This window comes from Membranihabitans maritimus (assembly GCF_021729145.1).
Taxonomy (GTDB): domain Bacteria; phylum Bacteroidota; class Bacteroidia; order Chitinophagales; family Saprospiraceae; genus Membranihabitans; species Membranihabitans maritimus.
On sequence record NZ_JAJSLW010000004.1, the window covers coordinates 132,842 to 146,911 of the forward strand.

The following is a 14,070-nucleotide window of genomic DNA, read 5'->3' on the forward strand; positions in this document are numbered from 1 at the left end:
AATATGCCAAAATTAGCTGCATTTCCCAAAGCTTTTATACAGGCTCTCTGCAAGGATGGTTCTATGAAATTGTCCGAATGGATCGAATTAGCTGTCCAATTAGATATTGACGGACTAGAGTGGTACTCCGGATTTATTGAAATGCAAGACCGGTCAAACTGGAGTGAATTTCGCAAACAAGTCGAAGGACATGGTAAAGAAATACCCATGATGTGCTGCTCTCCGGATTTTACCCACCCGGATCCCGAATTCCGGGCGAAAGAAATAGAAAAACAAAAATTCTGGATCGAAATGACGCACGAACTGGGAGGCTCATATTGCAGAGTTCTTTCCGGACAAAAACGTCCCGAACTCTCCGTAGAAGAGGGGATAAATTATGCCGTGGATTCTATTGAAGCTTGTCTTTCATTTGCCGAAGAAAGAGGGATCACTCTAATAATTGAAAACCACTACAAAGATGACTTTTGGGAATATCCGGAATTTGCTCAAAAAATGGAGATATTCTGTCCCCTGGTAGATAGGATTCACCATCCAAACTTTGGAGTAAACTATGACCCCAGCAACACCTACCTCGCTGCGGAAGACCCGTTGGAACTGCTAAAAAGAGTCTCTGATCGTGTAGTTACCATGCATGCTAGCGACCGGTATTTAAAAGAAGGGACATTAGAAGATTTGAGAAAAGAAGAAGGCGGAGCTTTGGGGTATGCCAAGAGGCTAAGCCATGGTGAAATTGGAAAAGGATTGAATGACTACGACGCCATTTTTAGTGAATTAAAACGAGTGGGTTTTGACAGTTGGATCAGTATCGAAGACGGTGTAGATGGCATGGATCAACTCGAAAGAAGCGTTCAATTCCTAAAAGGCAAAATAAACGAATATTGGCCTGAAGATTAACCCTATTTTTATATAATACCAAATAGATCATAGGATGTAGCATAAAATTGATTTGGATTTTCTGTGAGAGTGAGGCAAAAAACGAAGTCATCCCGTATGCTTACGGGACGACGAGGCTTTTTAACGAAGCCTGCCTTCCTCAGGAAGGCTATCGCAGAAAAGACGTTCAATTTAAATAGCATTTTATAGTCTATTTGGTATAACACAGAATTATCCCGTAATTATTGTAACCCGGAGGTGTTTTAGGACATTCCGGGTTTTTTATCTCCAATCAACTATGTTCAACAAACAGCTAAAATCTTTATGTGAAGTACTAAACATATATTGCTTCTGCTAGTATCTGCTCCTTAAACATCGGCTTAATATACTTTTCTCTACAAATATCTACAGGAGACGGCCAAACTTCTTGTTCAATTCTTCGCGAAGTTCTTCTTTGAGAATATAAATCCCTGGTATTTTCTTCAAACACTACAATCAAATCAATATCACTTTCGTCCGAAGCCTCACCACGGGCAAAAGACCCAAATATCCCTAGCCGTGTCAAATGATACTACTTTAAAAGGCGAGCTTTATTGGACATTAAATAGTTAACAATATTATTTTCTATTCCTGCCATTTTAAAATATTATACATATGAATATACATTATTATAACCAATTTGACTATTCCGTAACCGCCTTAAAACTACCGGACCGTCTCCTATTCAATTTCACGGTATACCAGGCAAAATATACAGTAAGTGCCAATGTGATCACTGAACCTATACCCAATGCCCATTCATACGACCATCCAAGCCCTTCTCCTGCAAAAAGGAAATAGGTAAATACAACCATGGACATAAAAATAGCGGGAATAAGGGTGATCCAAAAATTCTTGGCTTGCTGCACCAGGTACACAGACACACCCCAAAGTACCACTGTAGCTACGACTTGATTCAACCAGGCAAAATACCGCCAAATAATTCCAAAATCTATTTGGGTCATAACCCAGGCAATAGCAAAAAGCGGTAGACAAATGATAAGTCGATTTTTTATAGCCCCCTGTTCCATCTTCATAAAATCGCTAATTATCAACCGGGCACTGCGAAAAGCTGTATCACCAGAGGTAATGGGCGCTGCCACTACTCCCAGAACAGCCAGGATACTCCCAAATGTACCCAATAATCCAACAGAAATTTCATTGACAATAAAGCCTGCATTATTGCCATTTGCTATCATTATCTCATTCAATTCACTTATTCCTCCAAAAAAGCTCATGCTCACGGCAGCCCATATTAAAGCTACAATTCCTTCCACAATCATAGCTCCATAAAAAACTCTTCTCCCCTGATTCTCATTCTGTAGACACCTGGACATTAAGGGAGATTGTGTGGCATGAAATCCCGAAATGGCGCCACACGCTATCGTCACAAATAACATGGGGAAAATCGGAAATCCGGAAGGGTTGTTATGAAAATTATTCGTCAACCCCACATTCCAATCGGGAATTCTCACTCCTTGATACCACATGCTTGCAAGGATACTTACAGCCATAAATAAAAGAACAAAGCCAAATACCGGGTATAACTTACCGATAATTTTGTCTATAGGTAATAGCGTAGCAACCAGGTAATAAATAAATATTACAGCTACCCACATGGTCATACTACCCCATCCTTCGGTCAATTCAGCCAATATCTTTGCAGGCCCCATAATAAAAACAACACCTACCATAATAAGTAAAACCACTGTGATTACGCGCATAAATTGCTTCATACCCAATCCCAGGTATTTACCAATTACCTCTGAAATACTTAGTCCGTTGTTCCTCAAAGACAACATGCCACAGAAAAAGTCGTGAACCGCTCCGGCAAAAACACATCCCAGGGCAATCCATAAAAACGCTACCGGTCCCCACATGGCGCCAGCCACTGCTCCAAAAATAGGTCCAAGACCCGCTATATTCAAAAACTGCACAAGAAATACCCTCCACCAGGGTAATGGGATATAATCCACACCATCATTTTGGCTATACGCAGGCGTTGTAGAATTACTATCCACTACAAATAACTTCTCAATAATTCGCCCGTAAATAAAATACCCCAATATAAGGATCACCAGGGACCCAATAAACAAATACATCCTATTCCGTTTTTCAATTTATTAAATACCAGGGCTCCGCAAAATTATGATTCGTTGTAGCACCTGACTTCAAATATCCTTGCCAAAGGATCTCCGTGAGTTTTGAATATCGTTATCCGTAAAGCATCTGTCTTAATTTCCTTAAACTCATGGGATACTTTTCGATAATAATTGTTTGAAATAAAATCCGAATATACAAGTTTTTTATTGTAAAAAAATTCAATTCTATAATCGGATACCGTCTCCGGCTGAGCTCCCCTTATTTGATTTTCCATTACAACTTTTTGACCCGATATCCTCAAATATCGATTTAGCCCCGTATCGAAAGTTAATTCAACCGTATTTAAATTCACCGGAGAATTCCACCTTAATTCTACCCAGGGTTGACCGCCGTTCATTTCGGCCTGCCACTGATGAGACTTCCCATCCTCTACTTTCCTATTGTACCCATCAATTATAAATTTAGCCGGGCCCTCTTCTGTCTCTGAAGAAAAAGAAAGTGATGCTTTTCTGGCCAAATCATCTCCATCCTCATTAACCACATTTAATATCGATTGGTCCTGGCGAAGCAGTTTTTGTTGAAAATCCTTCAGGACCGTATCTGTAGTAGCAAGTTCTCGAGACGAAATAGACCTCTTCAAACAATAATTCATGGCCGTTCCTACTGCCTGGCCCAAGGTTGAACAAGTCGCCATAACTCGGGAAGAGGATAAGGCAACGTGGGAAACACTGATATTCCTTCCTGCCATCCATAGGTTTTGGACATTCTTGCTGTACAAGGATCGTAATGGTATGGAATAGGGGCCCTTGAGGTGTACTGCCCGATTGGGTTTGATCGAAGTATCATCCATACCTTCTGCCGGATGATCATCCAATGGCCACCCACCGTAAGCTACCCGATCCGGATAATTTTGTGGTACTTGCGTATCCCGTTGAGTCATAATCACATCACCGACTATACGCCTGCTTTCTCTTTTCCCCGGAATCATCCCCACCCAGGTCAATGCCCAGTTTTCTGACTCCGGATGATTTCCCGAATTCTTTATATAGTCCCAAACCCCAAATAGAACAGCTAACAATTCGTGCCGTAAAATTTGTCCATCATTAATAATATCATACTTCCCCGCTAGTTCCAACCACCAGTACCCGTATTCTATAGAGCGAATACCCCTATGTTCAAAGTCTTTAAATGTGTATTTTCTGGCCCAATCCGGCGGTGTATAAGGCATAGGATCATCGAATTTATCTGCCATAAATAGTAGGCTATTCCCCATTCCCACCTCATCGGCTATGTCTTGCCCCAATGACTCATCCCACTTTGATTTAGCTTCCCTGCCTCTCATAAACTCTGCACCCACCAATGCAGCCAATGTTCCATCTCCTGTACAGTCAGCAAAGTGGTTCGCCTTGACCGTGTATAGTTCTTCTGTTTGCGAACAAAATGCCTTCACAGATGAAATGACATTGTTTTCCGCTTCAGCCTCATACATCATCGTATCCAACAGCAGCGTTATATTGGGTTCGGATATTACTTTATTATACATAACAAAATCCCACATGGGGTAGGCATTCTGTGGATTGGTAACTGAATCATCCAACATCATTTCTTCCAGTATCCCCACCTCTCTCCATACGGTCTCCAATACGCTGGAACCTGAAACATGCATTCTAATTTCACTACTTGCATTGCCTCCCAGGCGAGAACGATCGTGAATTAATACTACAGACGACCCGTTGCGAGCCGCAGCAATCGCAGCGCAAATCCCGGAAATCCCGCCTCCGATAACAGCTATATCAACATCGTATTCTTTTTCCCGGTATACATCTACCCCGTTATTTTCTAGTTCTTCTTTGACTAATTCAGAAGACTTGCAAAATCCCATTTCCGGATTAAAAAACAATGCCCCGGACCCAATTCCTACCGATTTTAAAAATGACCTCCTATTCTTCATGTTTCGTATTTCTGTTTAATTCTTTTAATAACTAATCCCTAATCCACTTAACAACTTGTATTCTTCCCCTCCCATCGGGAAACGATCTCCTTTAAATATTTTGTGCAACTCTTTTTTCAAATTGACATCAAATAAATCTGAGTGTGCCTCGAAAATTTTATAGACTAACCTCCTTTTCCTGTCCCCTAATTCCGGCAATACTTCTACAAAGTATTCTAAAGTTTTATACGTAATTGAAACCTTTGTCATTTGCTGGATTATTGCGTTTTGAACGGGAGTTTCCAAACCGGAAAAACTATCTTCTAAAACTCGCTTTATAGAATCAGCCCCCCAATAATTTTCTTCCACTACATTTACTGCCTTTACAGCAATCACAGGCTCCCCTTCCCAAATTAAATCCCCTATAACCTCATTCACCTTACTTGAAAAAATCCCCCTTTTTTTATCAAGCACATAGTGTAAATATTCTTCTTTTCCGGACTGCAACATCTCCAGGAGTACTGTTTCATCCAGAATCTGTTCTGTATAGTGAAGTAATTTCTCATCGAGTTGCCCATTAACAAAATGCCACAATGTATAGCAGGTATAAATCGCCCCGCCTACTACTTCGTTGGCAAATGTTTTGCTGGTTGCTCCCGTCATCCCATCAATCTCTTCTGAATATACAAGCCGAGTAGTATCAACCAAATCTTCCATTCTATAATCCTGTAATAGCGAAGACTTGTTGGATAATATCTTTTTCAGTTTTTCGTGATCCTCTTTTTCAAAAGGTTCGTGGTCAAATTTAGTAATGGGACTACTTTTTAGTTCATGGTAGTTTCTAAAATTACCTAACAGATCCCATTCTATTTCAATAGCAATAGGATTACATAATTCATCCATACATATCGGTGATTCCAGGGTAGTTGCATAATACCTGGGCACACTATCATTTGAATATACCATATCTATTGTCACATTCACGGATTTAATAGTAGTATACTCCATAACCGGCTTTCTAAATTCAGGGGATTGGCTACTATCATTAAATAAAACAGCGAACAGAAATAGTATAAAAAACCCACTATAGGGAAGTACTAATCCCATATCAATTTTGATTCTTTCGTATGAAATCGTTGGAATGTAAATACTCTTCCATTAAATACCCGTAATATTGTTTCCCACTCTCCAATGCCAAATTTATTTGTTGCAATACTTCCTGTGTAATTCTTTCCTCATTATTCGAAAGTATCCGTATATAAGATTTTAACTGGTTTCGGCTCATCGATTCAACATTACCGGATAAATTTAACAGGCATTTACCGTCTATATCTCCCAATTCCTCCAGCTTGCGCAAAAAATAAGATTGACTGTTAACTTCCAGCTGGGAATAATAACCCGATATGGTCTCCTGGGTCGATCGTTCAGCCCACATTTCACTTGGCATCTTTTTCATTATATACAACCTATTGAGCGGAATAGCCCCTCGAATTAAGTCCATAATCCGGTTTTGATAGGTCATAAATTCAGCTTCATCCAGCCTCTTAAGGGCATACAATTGATAATCGGAATGTAAGGACCCCAATAATTTCTCTTGTAGCGATATATTGTAATGGCTTTCCATGTCGCTTTGAATGGAATCGGACAGCGGACCATGAACAATATGGTATAAAGTATAACACGAATACAGAGCGCCGTCAACTACGGCTTCTTTAACCTCTTTCGCAGTCGCTCCCGTCACAGCATCTACCACTTCCGAAACACGGGTTTTTTCCTGGTCAAACAACTCCTTTTTTTCTTTCCGCTTGATAATTGAATTATCATCCACTAACAGCTTATGCAGTTTGACATAATCCTCCTCCTCAAATTCGATATGATCATTTTTCGTCAATGGCTTCCCTGAAATGGTATCATAACCAATATAATTCCCCAACAAATTCCAGTACACACGTATATTCATTAATGCGCATAGTGTATCATCACAAACCGGGGTTACAATTTCCGACATATATGCCTGCGGCAACTCCTCTTCATCATGCAATCTCACCACATTGTATTCTATCAGTGTGGAATCATCTACTAGTGAAAAAGCCGATTCCTCTGACGAAACCTCTGATAAATCCCACCCATCTACTATTTTCAACGGGCGGTGCTCTGGTTCTCCACTATAGAAAAGGTAAAACCGACAAAACAGAAATAAGATCAATATGGATAATTTCGATAGCATTTCTCTAAGTTTTATTCCAAGCTTATTCCAATGGCATCCCTACGGGACCAATCCCCTAGTTCCTCGGGGCTTAGCAATCCTTCGCAATAGTTGAGGGATTGGTAAGTTCTCCCGGGCGGATGCTCCTGCGGGCAGAATCGGTGAAATTGCTAAGCCCGACTTCCCGGATAAATTATTACTTCTCAGAATATTCATCATATCTAAAATCTCTTTTAAATTCACTATGGCCCAACTCGAATTGTTCTTGACCTAAAATAATACTTCCATTACCAAGCAATTCAAAAACTTCATTGACGGACACAATTACCTTGTCTTTTTTATTATAACATTTAGATACCCAGCTTATCTTACCAATGTTTCGATAATACAAAATAGTTTAGTTCTTGGCGTCTTCCGCCATTGTACTTGTGCGAACTAATTCCATATACTCGTCTAAATGCTTTTCATACACATCCCGCGGATTAATATCATATTTTTCACAAACCGAGGCCGCCAACCCTACCGCTGCACCCATTTGGCCTGTCGTCCGCATCACCCGCGGACCACCCAACCCTACATGGGAACAACTAAAACAGCGGCCTGCCATAAACAAATTGCTGATGTTTTTGGAATATAAGCTGCGATAAGGTATATAGTACATGTCCGTTTTATAAAACATCGCTTTGGAAAGAAAATCGGGTTTCGTCGCGTCTTTCAGATCCTGTTGGTAGTGGACATCCACCTCCCTCACTTCTTTCACAACCGCATCCTCAAATTCACGTCCGCTTTTCGCATCGTTGAATGTGAAAATATAATCCCCTACCAATCGCCTCGATTCGCGCTTCCCAACCAAATACGATATCCACTCAAAACGAAGCCTTTCTGACCCCTCCTTTTGCTTCTCATTAGCAAAGGAGCCGTATATCGCCCGAAGCATATGATCCCGGATTTGTTCCGCATCGTGGATCTGGTGAACATCCGCACTCGAATATTCCCAATACCATTCTCCATGTGCTGCCGCATGATCACCCGCAACTTCCATAGCCCACGGAACTTCAGGAAATTCATAGTCCTTATCATCTCTATATACCCTCCATAAAACCGAAGAGCCCATCACCGCACCATCCGGCTCCTCCGGACTCCATAATTCACCAAATTCATCCCAGCCTTCATCAAATTTATCCACACTTTCCCGTCCGTACATAAAGTCCGCTCCGGCCCAAAATCCAATCCAGCCATCACCGGTACAGTCAGCAAAAAGAGGAGCCTCAAAACGTATACGGTTACCTTCCGAAGTATGCCTTGCATCGACGGAAGTAATCGTATTGTCCTTGGCATTGGCATCGTATGCACGGTAGTTCAGATACAGGTCTATATTGTCGTATTTCTCCACATTCTTGTGCCGTTTCATATCTTCCGCATACGCTTCCGGTGAACCATTCGGATAATGCTTCGTATCCAGCATTCTCAGAATTCGTTCAAAATATCCGTAAATACCCAGCGTGTGTACCCGGATTTCACTACTCGCATTGCCCCCAAGGACCGGTCGATCATGAATCAATGCCACTTTCAACCCCTGTTCCGCAGCTGCAATGGCATTGGCACAACCCGCAATTCCTCCCCCTACTACAACATAATCATATTTTTTTGTAAGCTCAGGAGCATTTTTCATGTTGAGTACTTCCATTCGCCATTGAGCCAATTCTTCCCCACGTGCCGGTGGTGCCACTTTTTCACTGCTAAAATATAGCGCGTCACAACGACCATCAAATCCCGTCAGATCTATTAACTCCACATTAGTCCTGGCACTTCTAATATCAATCTCTCCGCCATATTCCCAGGACCACCCCGGTGTCAATCCAAATTCCTGGTCTAGCACCTCATCTCCCACCTTCACACGAAATCGACCGGGTGCCTCCCAGTCCCCCGGTACCCAGTTCTTCGTCCGAACCCATACGTGGTATTTCCCCTCACCTGGAAATTGAACTTCCATTTGTGCGTTTTCTACCGGTTCTCCCAGTCCGTGTGCCAGCAAATACGGAGACCCCATTTGCTCTACAAATTGAGGGTCAACTACCCATCCCCCTTTCCCGTCAAAACTTTCAGCTTCTATTAGAAAGGATTGAGAAAATGCCGCGGTCTGAAACGACAGCAGACAAATAAAAATGCTAAAAATTGGGAGTCGACCGGATTTCTTTGCCAATATCCAAAGACCCCATAGGGGTCGGAATATGTTAGCCAATAAAGTAACCCATAATTTCGACCTCAGAGAGGTCGCACTAATTACCTGTCTAATCCAAAAAATCAAATACGTATTCATTATTAAAATCAATTTTATACTCTTTTAAAAAAACTAAATATTCATCTCTGAAGTTAACCATTTTATGGTGTTCTTCCTGTTGCATTATATATTGCATATATCGCTTCCTTTTCCCTATAACCATGAGAAAACACTCCATAACCCGATTGCCATTCAAATTTAAATCGAGTTAATTTTCGATTTTTTATAAATTCATTGCTTGATTTTTTGATTTCCCTCACCAAATCACTAATCAATTCCTTCCCTTTGTAGTCAAAAAACAAATGAACGTGGTCAAAACTACCGTTTACGGCCAGGGAATAATTCCCTCGCTTATTTAATGCGGCCGCCATATATGCAAAGACATCACTACGCCAAGGTTTTCTTAACAATGCCCTCCGGTTCTTTACGGCAAAAATAATTTGCAGGTATATTTTTGAATACTTGTTGGCCATAATTTTTTTGGTAATTAAATTAATATAAAATATTGAAACAGATAATCCGACCCCTATCGGGTCGATTGTCTTATATAATTTTTTCTAACATATTAAGACCCTACCCGGGTCTTTACGTTCACCAATTAAACAACTTCTTTCTGTTTCAACTGGATAATTAAAAATCTGACCTCAGCTCCAACAGATATTATCTCAGATTATTTACTTATCATCCTCAACAAGCTGAAATACTTTTCTCTTTAATTCCAGAATCCGAGCTTCGTTTCTCATATTCGAATCTTCTCCGTACTTTTTAAAAACCTGGACAATTTCATCCGAATCCCGTTCCATCCCCCTATCTTTTATCTCCTTCGTAAAATGGTTCAGCGTTCTAAGCATACGGTCCAGTGCAATGGAAAAATCCGGGTCCCTTGCCAGGTTGTGTAATTCAAATGGGTCAGAAGAAACATCATATAATTCTTCCGCCACCATGGGTTCAACAAGCTTTTTTTGGTCGGGATTTAATTGTCCTTTTTCATTCATTATATTCAACAAATGGTATATAGGATGCCGTCCCTTCCGATGGGCAGTTGAAGTTGAATTCACAGAAAAATCATGATGATAATTTCGTATATATTTGTATTTTTCATTGCGTATCATCCTGGACTTAAAATGGATTTCCCCGATCCGATCGGCCGCTGCCCAGACAAATTCCCTTCCTTCAGGTTCATCCAATATAGAAATACCTTGTGTTCTGACAGAACCCGCCCCGGCCAAGCCCAAAGTGGTAGCAGTAACATCAATTAAGCTAAACAAGGATTCATTTTGCCCTTGTAGACCGAGTTTTAACCGAAGATTATCATCTAAAGTTGATATTATTAACGGTACCTGAATCCCTGAATCATAGAGATAATTTTTTGCACGGGTCATTGGCCGTCCATGATCTGAAAAGAAAAATATAAGTGTATTTCTATCCAGGCCACTCTCCTTTAAATCTTCAACTATCTTCCCGATCTGGCGATCCATTACTTGAATAGATTCGTAATAATTGGCGAAGTCTTTCCTGGCTACAACGTGATCCGGATAGTATGGAGGAACGATAACTTCATCCGGATTTACAGGATATTCCTCATCTTGTTCAAAAGGACGGTGCGTTAACCTCAGGTTGATCCTGGCAAAGAAGGGTTGATCCGAATCCAATTCTTCCCATTTTTCAAAATCGTACGAATCGGTATTGTATTTGAATAGCCAATCCGTCTTTCCATTCCCCGGAAAAGATTTAATGTTAGCCGTTTGGTATCCAAACTCTTTTAAATGGATATGAATAGGGTCAATGGAATCCGGAAGGGCCGGCTTTAGTTCATCCGGATAACGCATATGGTGTGCCCCCAGGTAATTTTGATAAAACCCGGTCACAAAAGCGGTACGGCTGGGCGAACAGGCAACACCCGTTGCAAAAACATTAGACAATCGTAATCCTTGATCAGCCAATCCATCAATATTAGGTGTCTTAACTAAATTATTACCGTAACATCCTAAATCGGGAGACAGGTCTTCAATGATGATCCAGAGAATGTTGGGCTTATTGCCTAATTGTTGGCTTATAACAATCCCGGTAGGACAGACAAAAATCACCAGGAAAACATAAAACAAGATACTATTTCTCCGATTTAATTTCATATAATTATTTATACTCCAGCCACGCTGTAGCCTCCGCATCGCGATCTGTCACAAAGCGAATCCATCGCGATTGGAAAGACTCTGGAAATTTATAGTCAAATGACGCTCCTGCATCCAATGTAACTTCTCTATAATTCATCCATGGTCCATGGCCAACGGGTTCTACCTGGATGGTATATTTTACGGGTCCTTCACTGTGATTGGTCAGCTTCAATTCTCTTTCGTCATAGAATCCAATAAGGTAAGGGTCAGAAGGTGCACCAGCCTTTACCGGGGTATTTTTCCAGGGCCCACCACTGCCGGTAGGTTTACCAAGCTTCCAAAGATCATCTATGGTTCCTGCCCATACTTTAGCTTCCCCATCTTCCGATTGGATAATATGCTCCCCATTTTGAGCATTTTCTGTTATTCCGGTCATAACTAATAGGCCTCTATACGAAGCATAATCATGAATTCTATAATTATGTGAAGCTACAGGTCTTACTTTAGCATAACCATCTGCATTCTCAGCTGGCAACTCGTAAAAACTTCCATGTACGCTCAGTAAATCTCTTTCTGTTGCCACTTCCCTGCAAATTCGCAACGTATTATTTTTTATACGGTCTGTAAAACTTTCATTGCCCTTCGGCAACCGCCATCTGCGTCCTTTATCGTCAATTATTAGAACAGAAGCTTCATCCACAGAGACTACATTTTCCGGAATAGCAAATTTATTTCGAATAAAATCAGCGGTTTCCGTATCGGCTTTTCTGACCAGGTTCAATTTTCCGTCCAATTCATAATATCCTCTCTCTGAAAAATCATTTCCATTCCATTCCCCTGCGAGAATACCCAAAGCCCTGCGATTGTCCCCCAATCCATATAGCAAACCTCCAGTAGACTTTTCGTCGTTGACTTGTGAAAGTCCTTTAAAGATCGGGTTCGGTGATTCGATTCTGTCATCAATATCGTTATAGGTAAAATGCACTGTAGCTTCTGTAGAATTATTAACACTTACCCGCACCCATTCTCCGGATTGCTCTTCATTGAAAACATATTCTTTACTCGATTGAGCCGGAACGGTTAAATTTTCAAGTTTGGACCAGTTGTTATTTCCTTCTACATCACATTCAAAGGAAAATGTGACTTCGTTATCACCACCATTGTGAATCCATACAGACCTTTCTTCCCATCCGGCAAACAAAAAGGGTTCAGAAACTTCGCCCCCTACTACTCTTTCTTTGAGCCATACCCCTCCCTCTGCTGTTACAGGCCCTTGTTTGTCCGGGGCATCAAGGGATGTAAACCAAAGGTTGGAGTTGGATTGACCCGGGCCTTCAATATCTCCTTTTGCTTTCCTTTTATTTAAAAATTCTTTCTGTGCCGAATCATCACAACCGAATACCAGACGTTCATTCCAACGGGCAAAATCTCCTATTACTTTTAGGTAAGCAGACCGCGGACGAATACCGGCATTAGCCCCAGGTTTGAAAGTTCCAGGAAACTTCCAGAACATTCCGTGCATCGTCATCAGATAATCTGGATTTTGTTTCGTTCCTATATCTCTTATCCTCGGCCATTCGGTGTTCCATCCATGCGCACCATCATAGCTGTGGCTAGCTTTTGGTAAACGGTAAAAAGACCATTCACCATTTGATCGCGCACCTACCAACACAGATTTATGATCCCATCCTGTGGCCCAGATAGGGTCTGTTTCCGGGTTTTTATTACCGTGAATTCCCCCAGGGCCTGTCACTTCTACGAATTGATTCCGTCGGATTAATTTCCAATCACTCCCATCGTACTCATACAATGCTCCCGACTCTATATCAAAATCTTTTAATGCCTGTTGACCTGTTTCACCATTATTAGAATACACCAAAACCCCCTGTCCCGAATACAAGCCTTTTCCATGAGCTCCCTTTAACAACTCTGCCTCTTGAGCCATTTCACCTTTTTTCCGATTGACATTTCCATCTTCAAAAAGCATCATTGGTTCAAGTGTATTGACATCTACTTCATAAAATCCCTCTTCCATAGTCCCGAAGTAAATCTCTTCTGCTGGATTTGTCAAGTGTCGCGCCAGTCCTGTATGCCTGCCCGGCATTTCTTCATATGGTATGGCCCGCACATTCCGGTCTTCGTCAATGGCATAAGGACCGATAAATAGTTGATTACTCTCCTTATGAATCATCCGGTTGGCCGGTGTTCCCCCGATACTCTCATCTCTTACAATTTGTTCAAGATCAGGCGTTATTTCGTACAATTTATCAGAAGAACCAAAGGGTAAGTGAGGACCATATGTAATTACCCACAACCGGTCTGCCCAGGGAACAACAGCACCTGTTCCACATTCCCCTTCATTATTGTAATATGCCAGGTGGGGGTAAATGCCGCTAATATGTCGAGGCGCTTTTTCTTTTTTCTGTACACTATTGTTTTGACAAGAAAGGAATATACTTAATCCAATAACTATATAAATACTTTTTAAAATTTTTTCTCTCATATAATTTATGATCTAATAATT

General features: G+C 41.1%; 10 protein-coding genes. 1 reads left to right on the forward strand and 9 read right to left on the reverse strand.

The features are described from left to right. Nucleotides 1-3: 3 nt before the first annotated feature. Complete coding sequence (locus LVD47_RS05880; RefSeq protein ID WP_236974630.1) at nucleotides 4-894, forward strand: sugar phosphate isomerase/epimerase family protein; 891 nt, start codon at nucleotides 4-6, stop codon at nucleotides 892-894. A gap of 313 nt (nucleotides 895-1,207) precedes the next feature. On the opposite strand, the gene LVD47_RS05885 is transcribed toward LVD47_RS05880, so the two are convergent. The 9 genes from LVD47_RS05885 to LVD47_RS05925 form a co-directional block, all read right to left on the reverse strand. Beyond that, nucleotides 1,208-1,438 carry a nucleotidyltransferase family protein gene (locus LVD47_RS05885; RefSeq protein ID WP_236974631.1) on the reverse strand — a complete coding sequence of 77 codons (231 nt, stop codon included), beginning with the start codon at nucleotides 1,436-1,438 and terminating at the stop codon, nucleotides 1,208-1,210. Between the two features lie 118 nt (nucleotides 1,439-1,556). Continuing rightward, nucleotides 1,557-3,014, reverse strand: coding sequence for a carbon starvation CstA family protein (locus LVD47_RS05890; protein ID WP_236974632.1), 1,458 nt, complete (start codon nucleotides 3,012-3,014; stop codon nucleotides 1,557-1,559). 44 nt (nucleotides 3,015-3,058) lie between these two features. Next, on the reverse strand, nucleotides 3,059-4,966 hold the full coding sequence (locus LVD47_RS05895) for an FAD-dependent oxidoreductase (RefSeq protein WP_236974633.1): 1,908 nt from the start codon (nucleotides 4,964-4,966) through the stop codon (nucleotides 3,059-3,061). Between the two features lie 24 nt (nucleotides 4,967-4,990). Beyond that, the gene (locus LVD47_RS05900; protein WP_236974634.1) at nucleotides 4,991-6,052 is read right to left on the reverse strand and encodes a hypothetical protein; all 1,062 of its coding nucleotides are present in this window, start codon (nucleotides 6,050-6,052) and stop codon (nucleotides 4,991-4,993) included. 1 nt (nucleotide 6,053) lies between these two features. Continuing rightward, nucleotides 6,054-7,172 (reverse strand): hypothetical protein, encoded by a 1,119-nt coding sequence (locus LVD47_RS05905; RefSeq protein ID WP_236974635.1) that lies wholly within the window; start codon nucleotides 7,170-7,172, stop codon nucleotides 6,054-6,056. 376 nt (nucleotides 7,173-7,548) lie between these two features. Further along, nucleotides 7,549-9,471, reverse strand: a complete 1,923-nt coding sequence (locus tag LVD47_RS05910) for an FAD-dependent oxidoreductase (protein ID WP_236974636.1) — start codon at nucleotides 9,469-9,471, stop codon at nucleotides 7,549-7,551. Nucleotides 9,472-9,533: 62 nt separating this feature from the next. Beyond that, nucleotides 9,534-9,905, reverse strand: a complete 372-nt coding sequence (locus LVD47_RS05915) for a transposase (protein WP_236974637.1) — start codon at nucleotides 9,903-9,905, stop codon at nucleotides 9,534-9,536. 201 nt (nucleotides 9,906-10,106) lie between these two features. Then, nucleotides 10,107-11,564 carry a sulfatase family protein gene (locus tag LVD47_RS05920; RefSeq protein ID WP_236974638.1) on the reverse strand — a complete coding sequence of 486 codons (1,458 nt, stop codon included), beginning with the start codon at nucleotides 11,562-11,564 and terminating at the stop codon, nucleotides 10,107-10,109. 4 nt (nucleotides 11,565-11,568) lie between these two features. Continuing rightward, nucleotides 11,569-14,049 carry a hypothetical protein gene (locus LVD47_RS05925; RefSeq protein WP_236974639.1) on the reverse strand — a complete coding sequence of 827 codons (2,481 nt, stop codon included), beginning with the start codon at nucleotides 14,047-14,049 and terminating at the stop codon, nucleotides 11,569-11,571. Between the last annotated feature and the right edge of the window lie 21 nt (nucleotides 14,050-14,070).

Bases quoted from the DNA above. Each gene is read 5' to 3' on its own strand.
- LVD47_RS05895 (WP_236974633.1), bottom strand. From the start codon at position 4,966: ATGAAGAATAGGAGGTCATTTTTAAAATCGGTAGGAATTGGGTCCGGG.
- LVD47_RS05910 (WP_236974636.1), bottom strand. From the start codon at position 9,471: ATGAATACGTATTTGATTTTTTGGATTAGACAGGTAATTAGTGCGACC.
- LVD47_RS05915 (WP_236974637.1), bottom strand. From the start codon at position 9,905: ATGGCCAACAAGTATTCAAAAATATACCTGCAAATTATTTTTGCCGTA.
- LVD47_RS05920 (WP_236974638.1), bottom strand. From the start codon at position 11,564: ATGAAATTAAATCGGAGAAATAGTATCTTGTTTTATGTTTTCCTGGTG.
- LVD47_RS05900 (WP_236974634.1), bottom strand. From the start codon at position 6,052: ATGGGATTAGTACTTCCCTATAGTGGGTTTTTTATACTATTTCTGTTC.
- LVD47_RS05905 (WP_236974635.1), bottom strand. From the start codon at position 7,172: ATGCTATCGAAATTATCCATATTGATCTTATTTCTGTTTTGTCGGTTT.
- LVD47_RS05880 (WP_236974630.1), top strand. From the start codon at position 4: ATGCCAAAATTAGCTGCATTTCCCAAAGCTTTTATACAGGCTCTCTGC.
- LVD47_RS05890 (WP_236974632.1), bottom strand. From the start codon at position 3,014: ATGTATTTGTTTATTGGGTCCCTGGTGATCCTTATATTGGGGTATTTT.
- LVD47_RS05925 (WP_236974639.1), bottom strand. From the start codon at position 14,049: ATGAGAGAAAAAATTTTAAAAAGTATTTATATAGTTATTGGATTAAGT.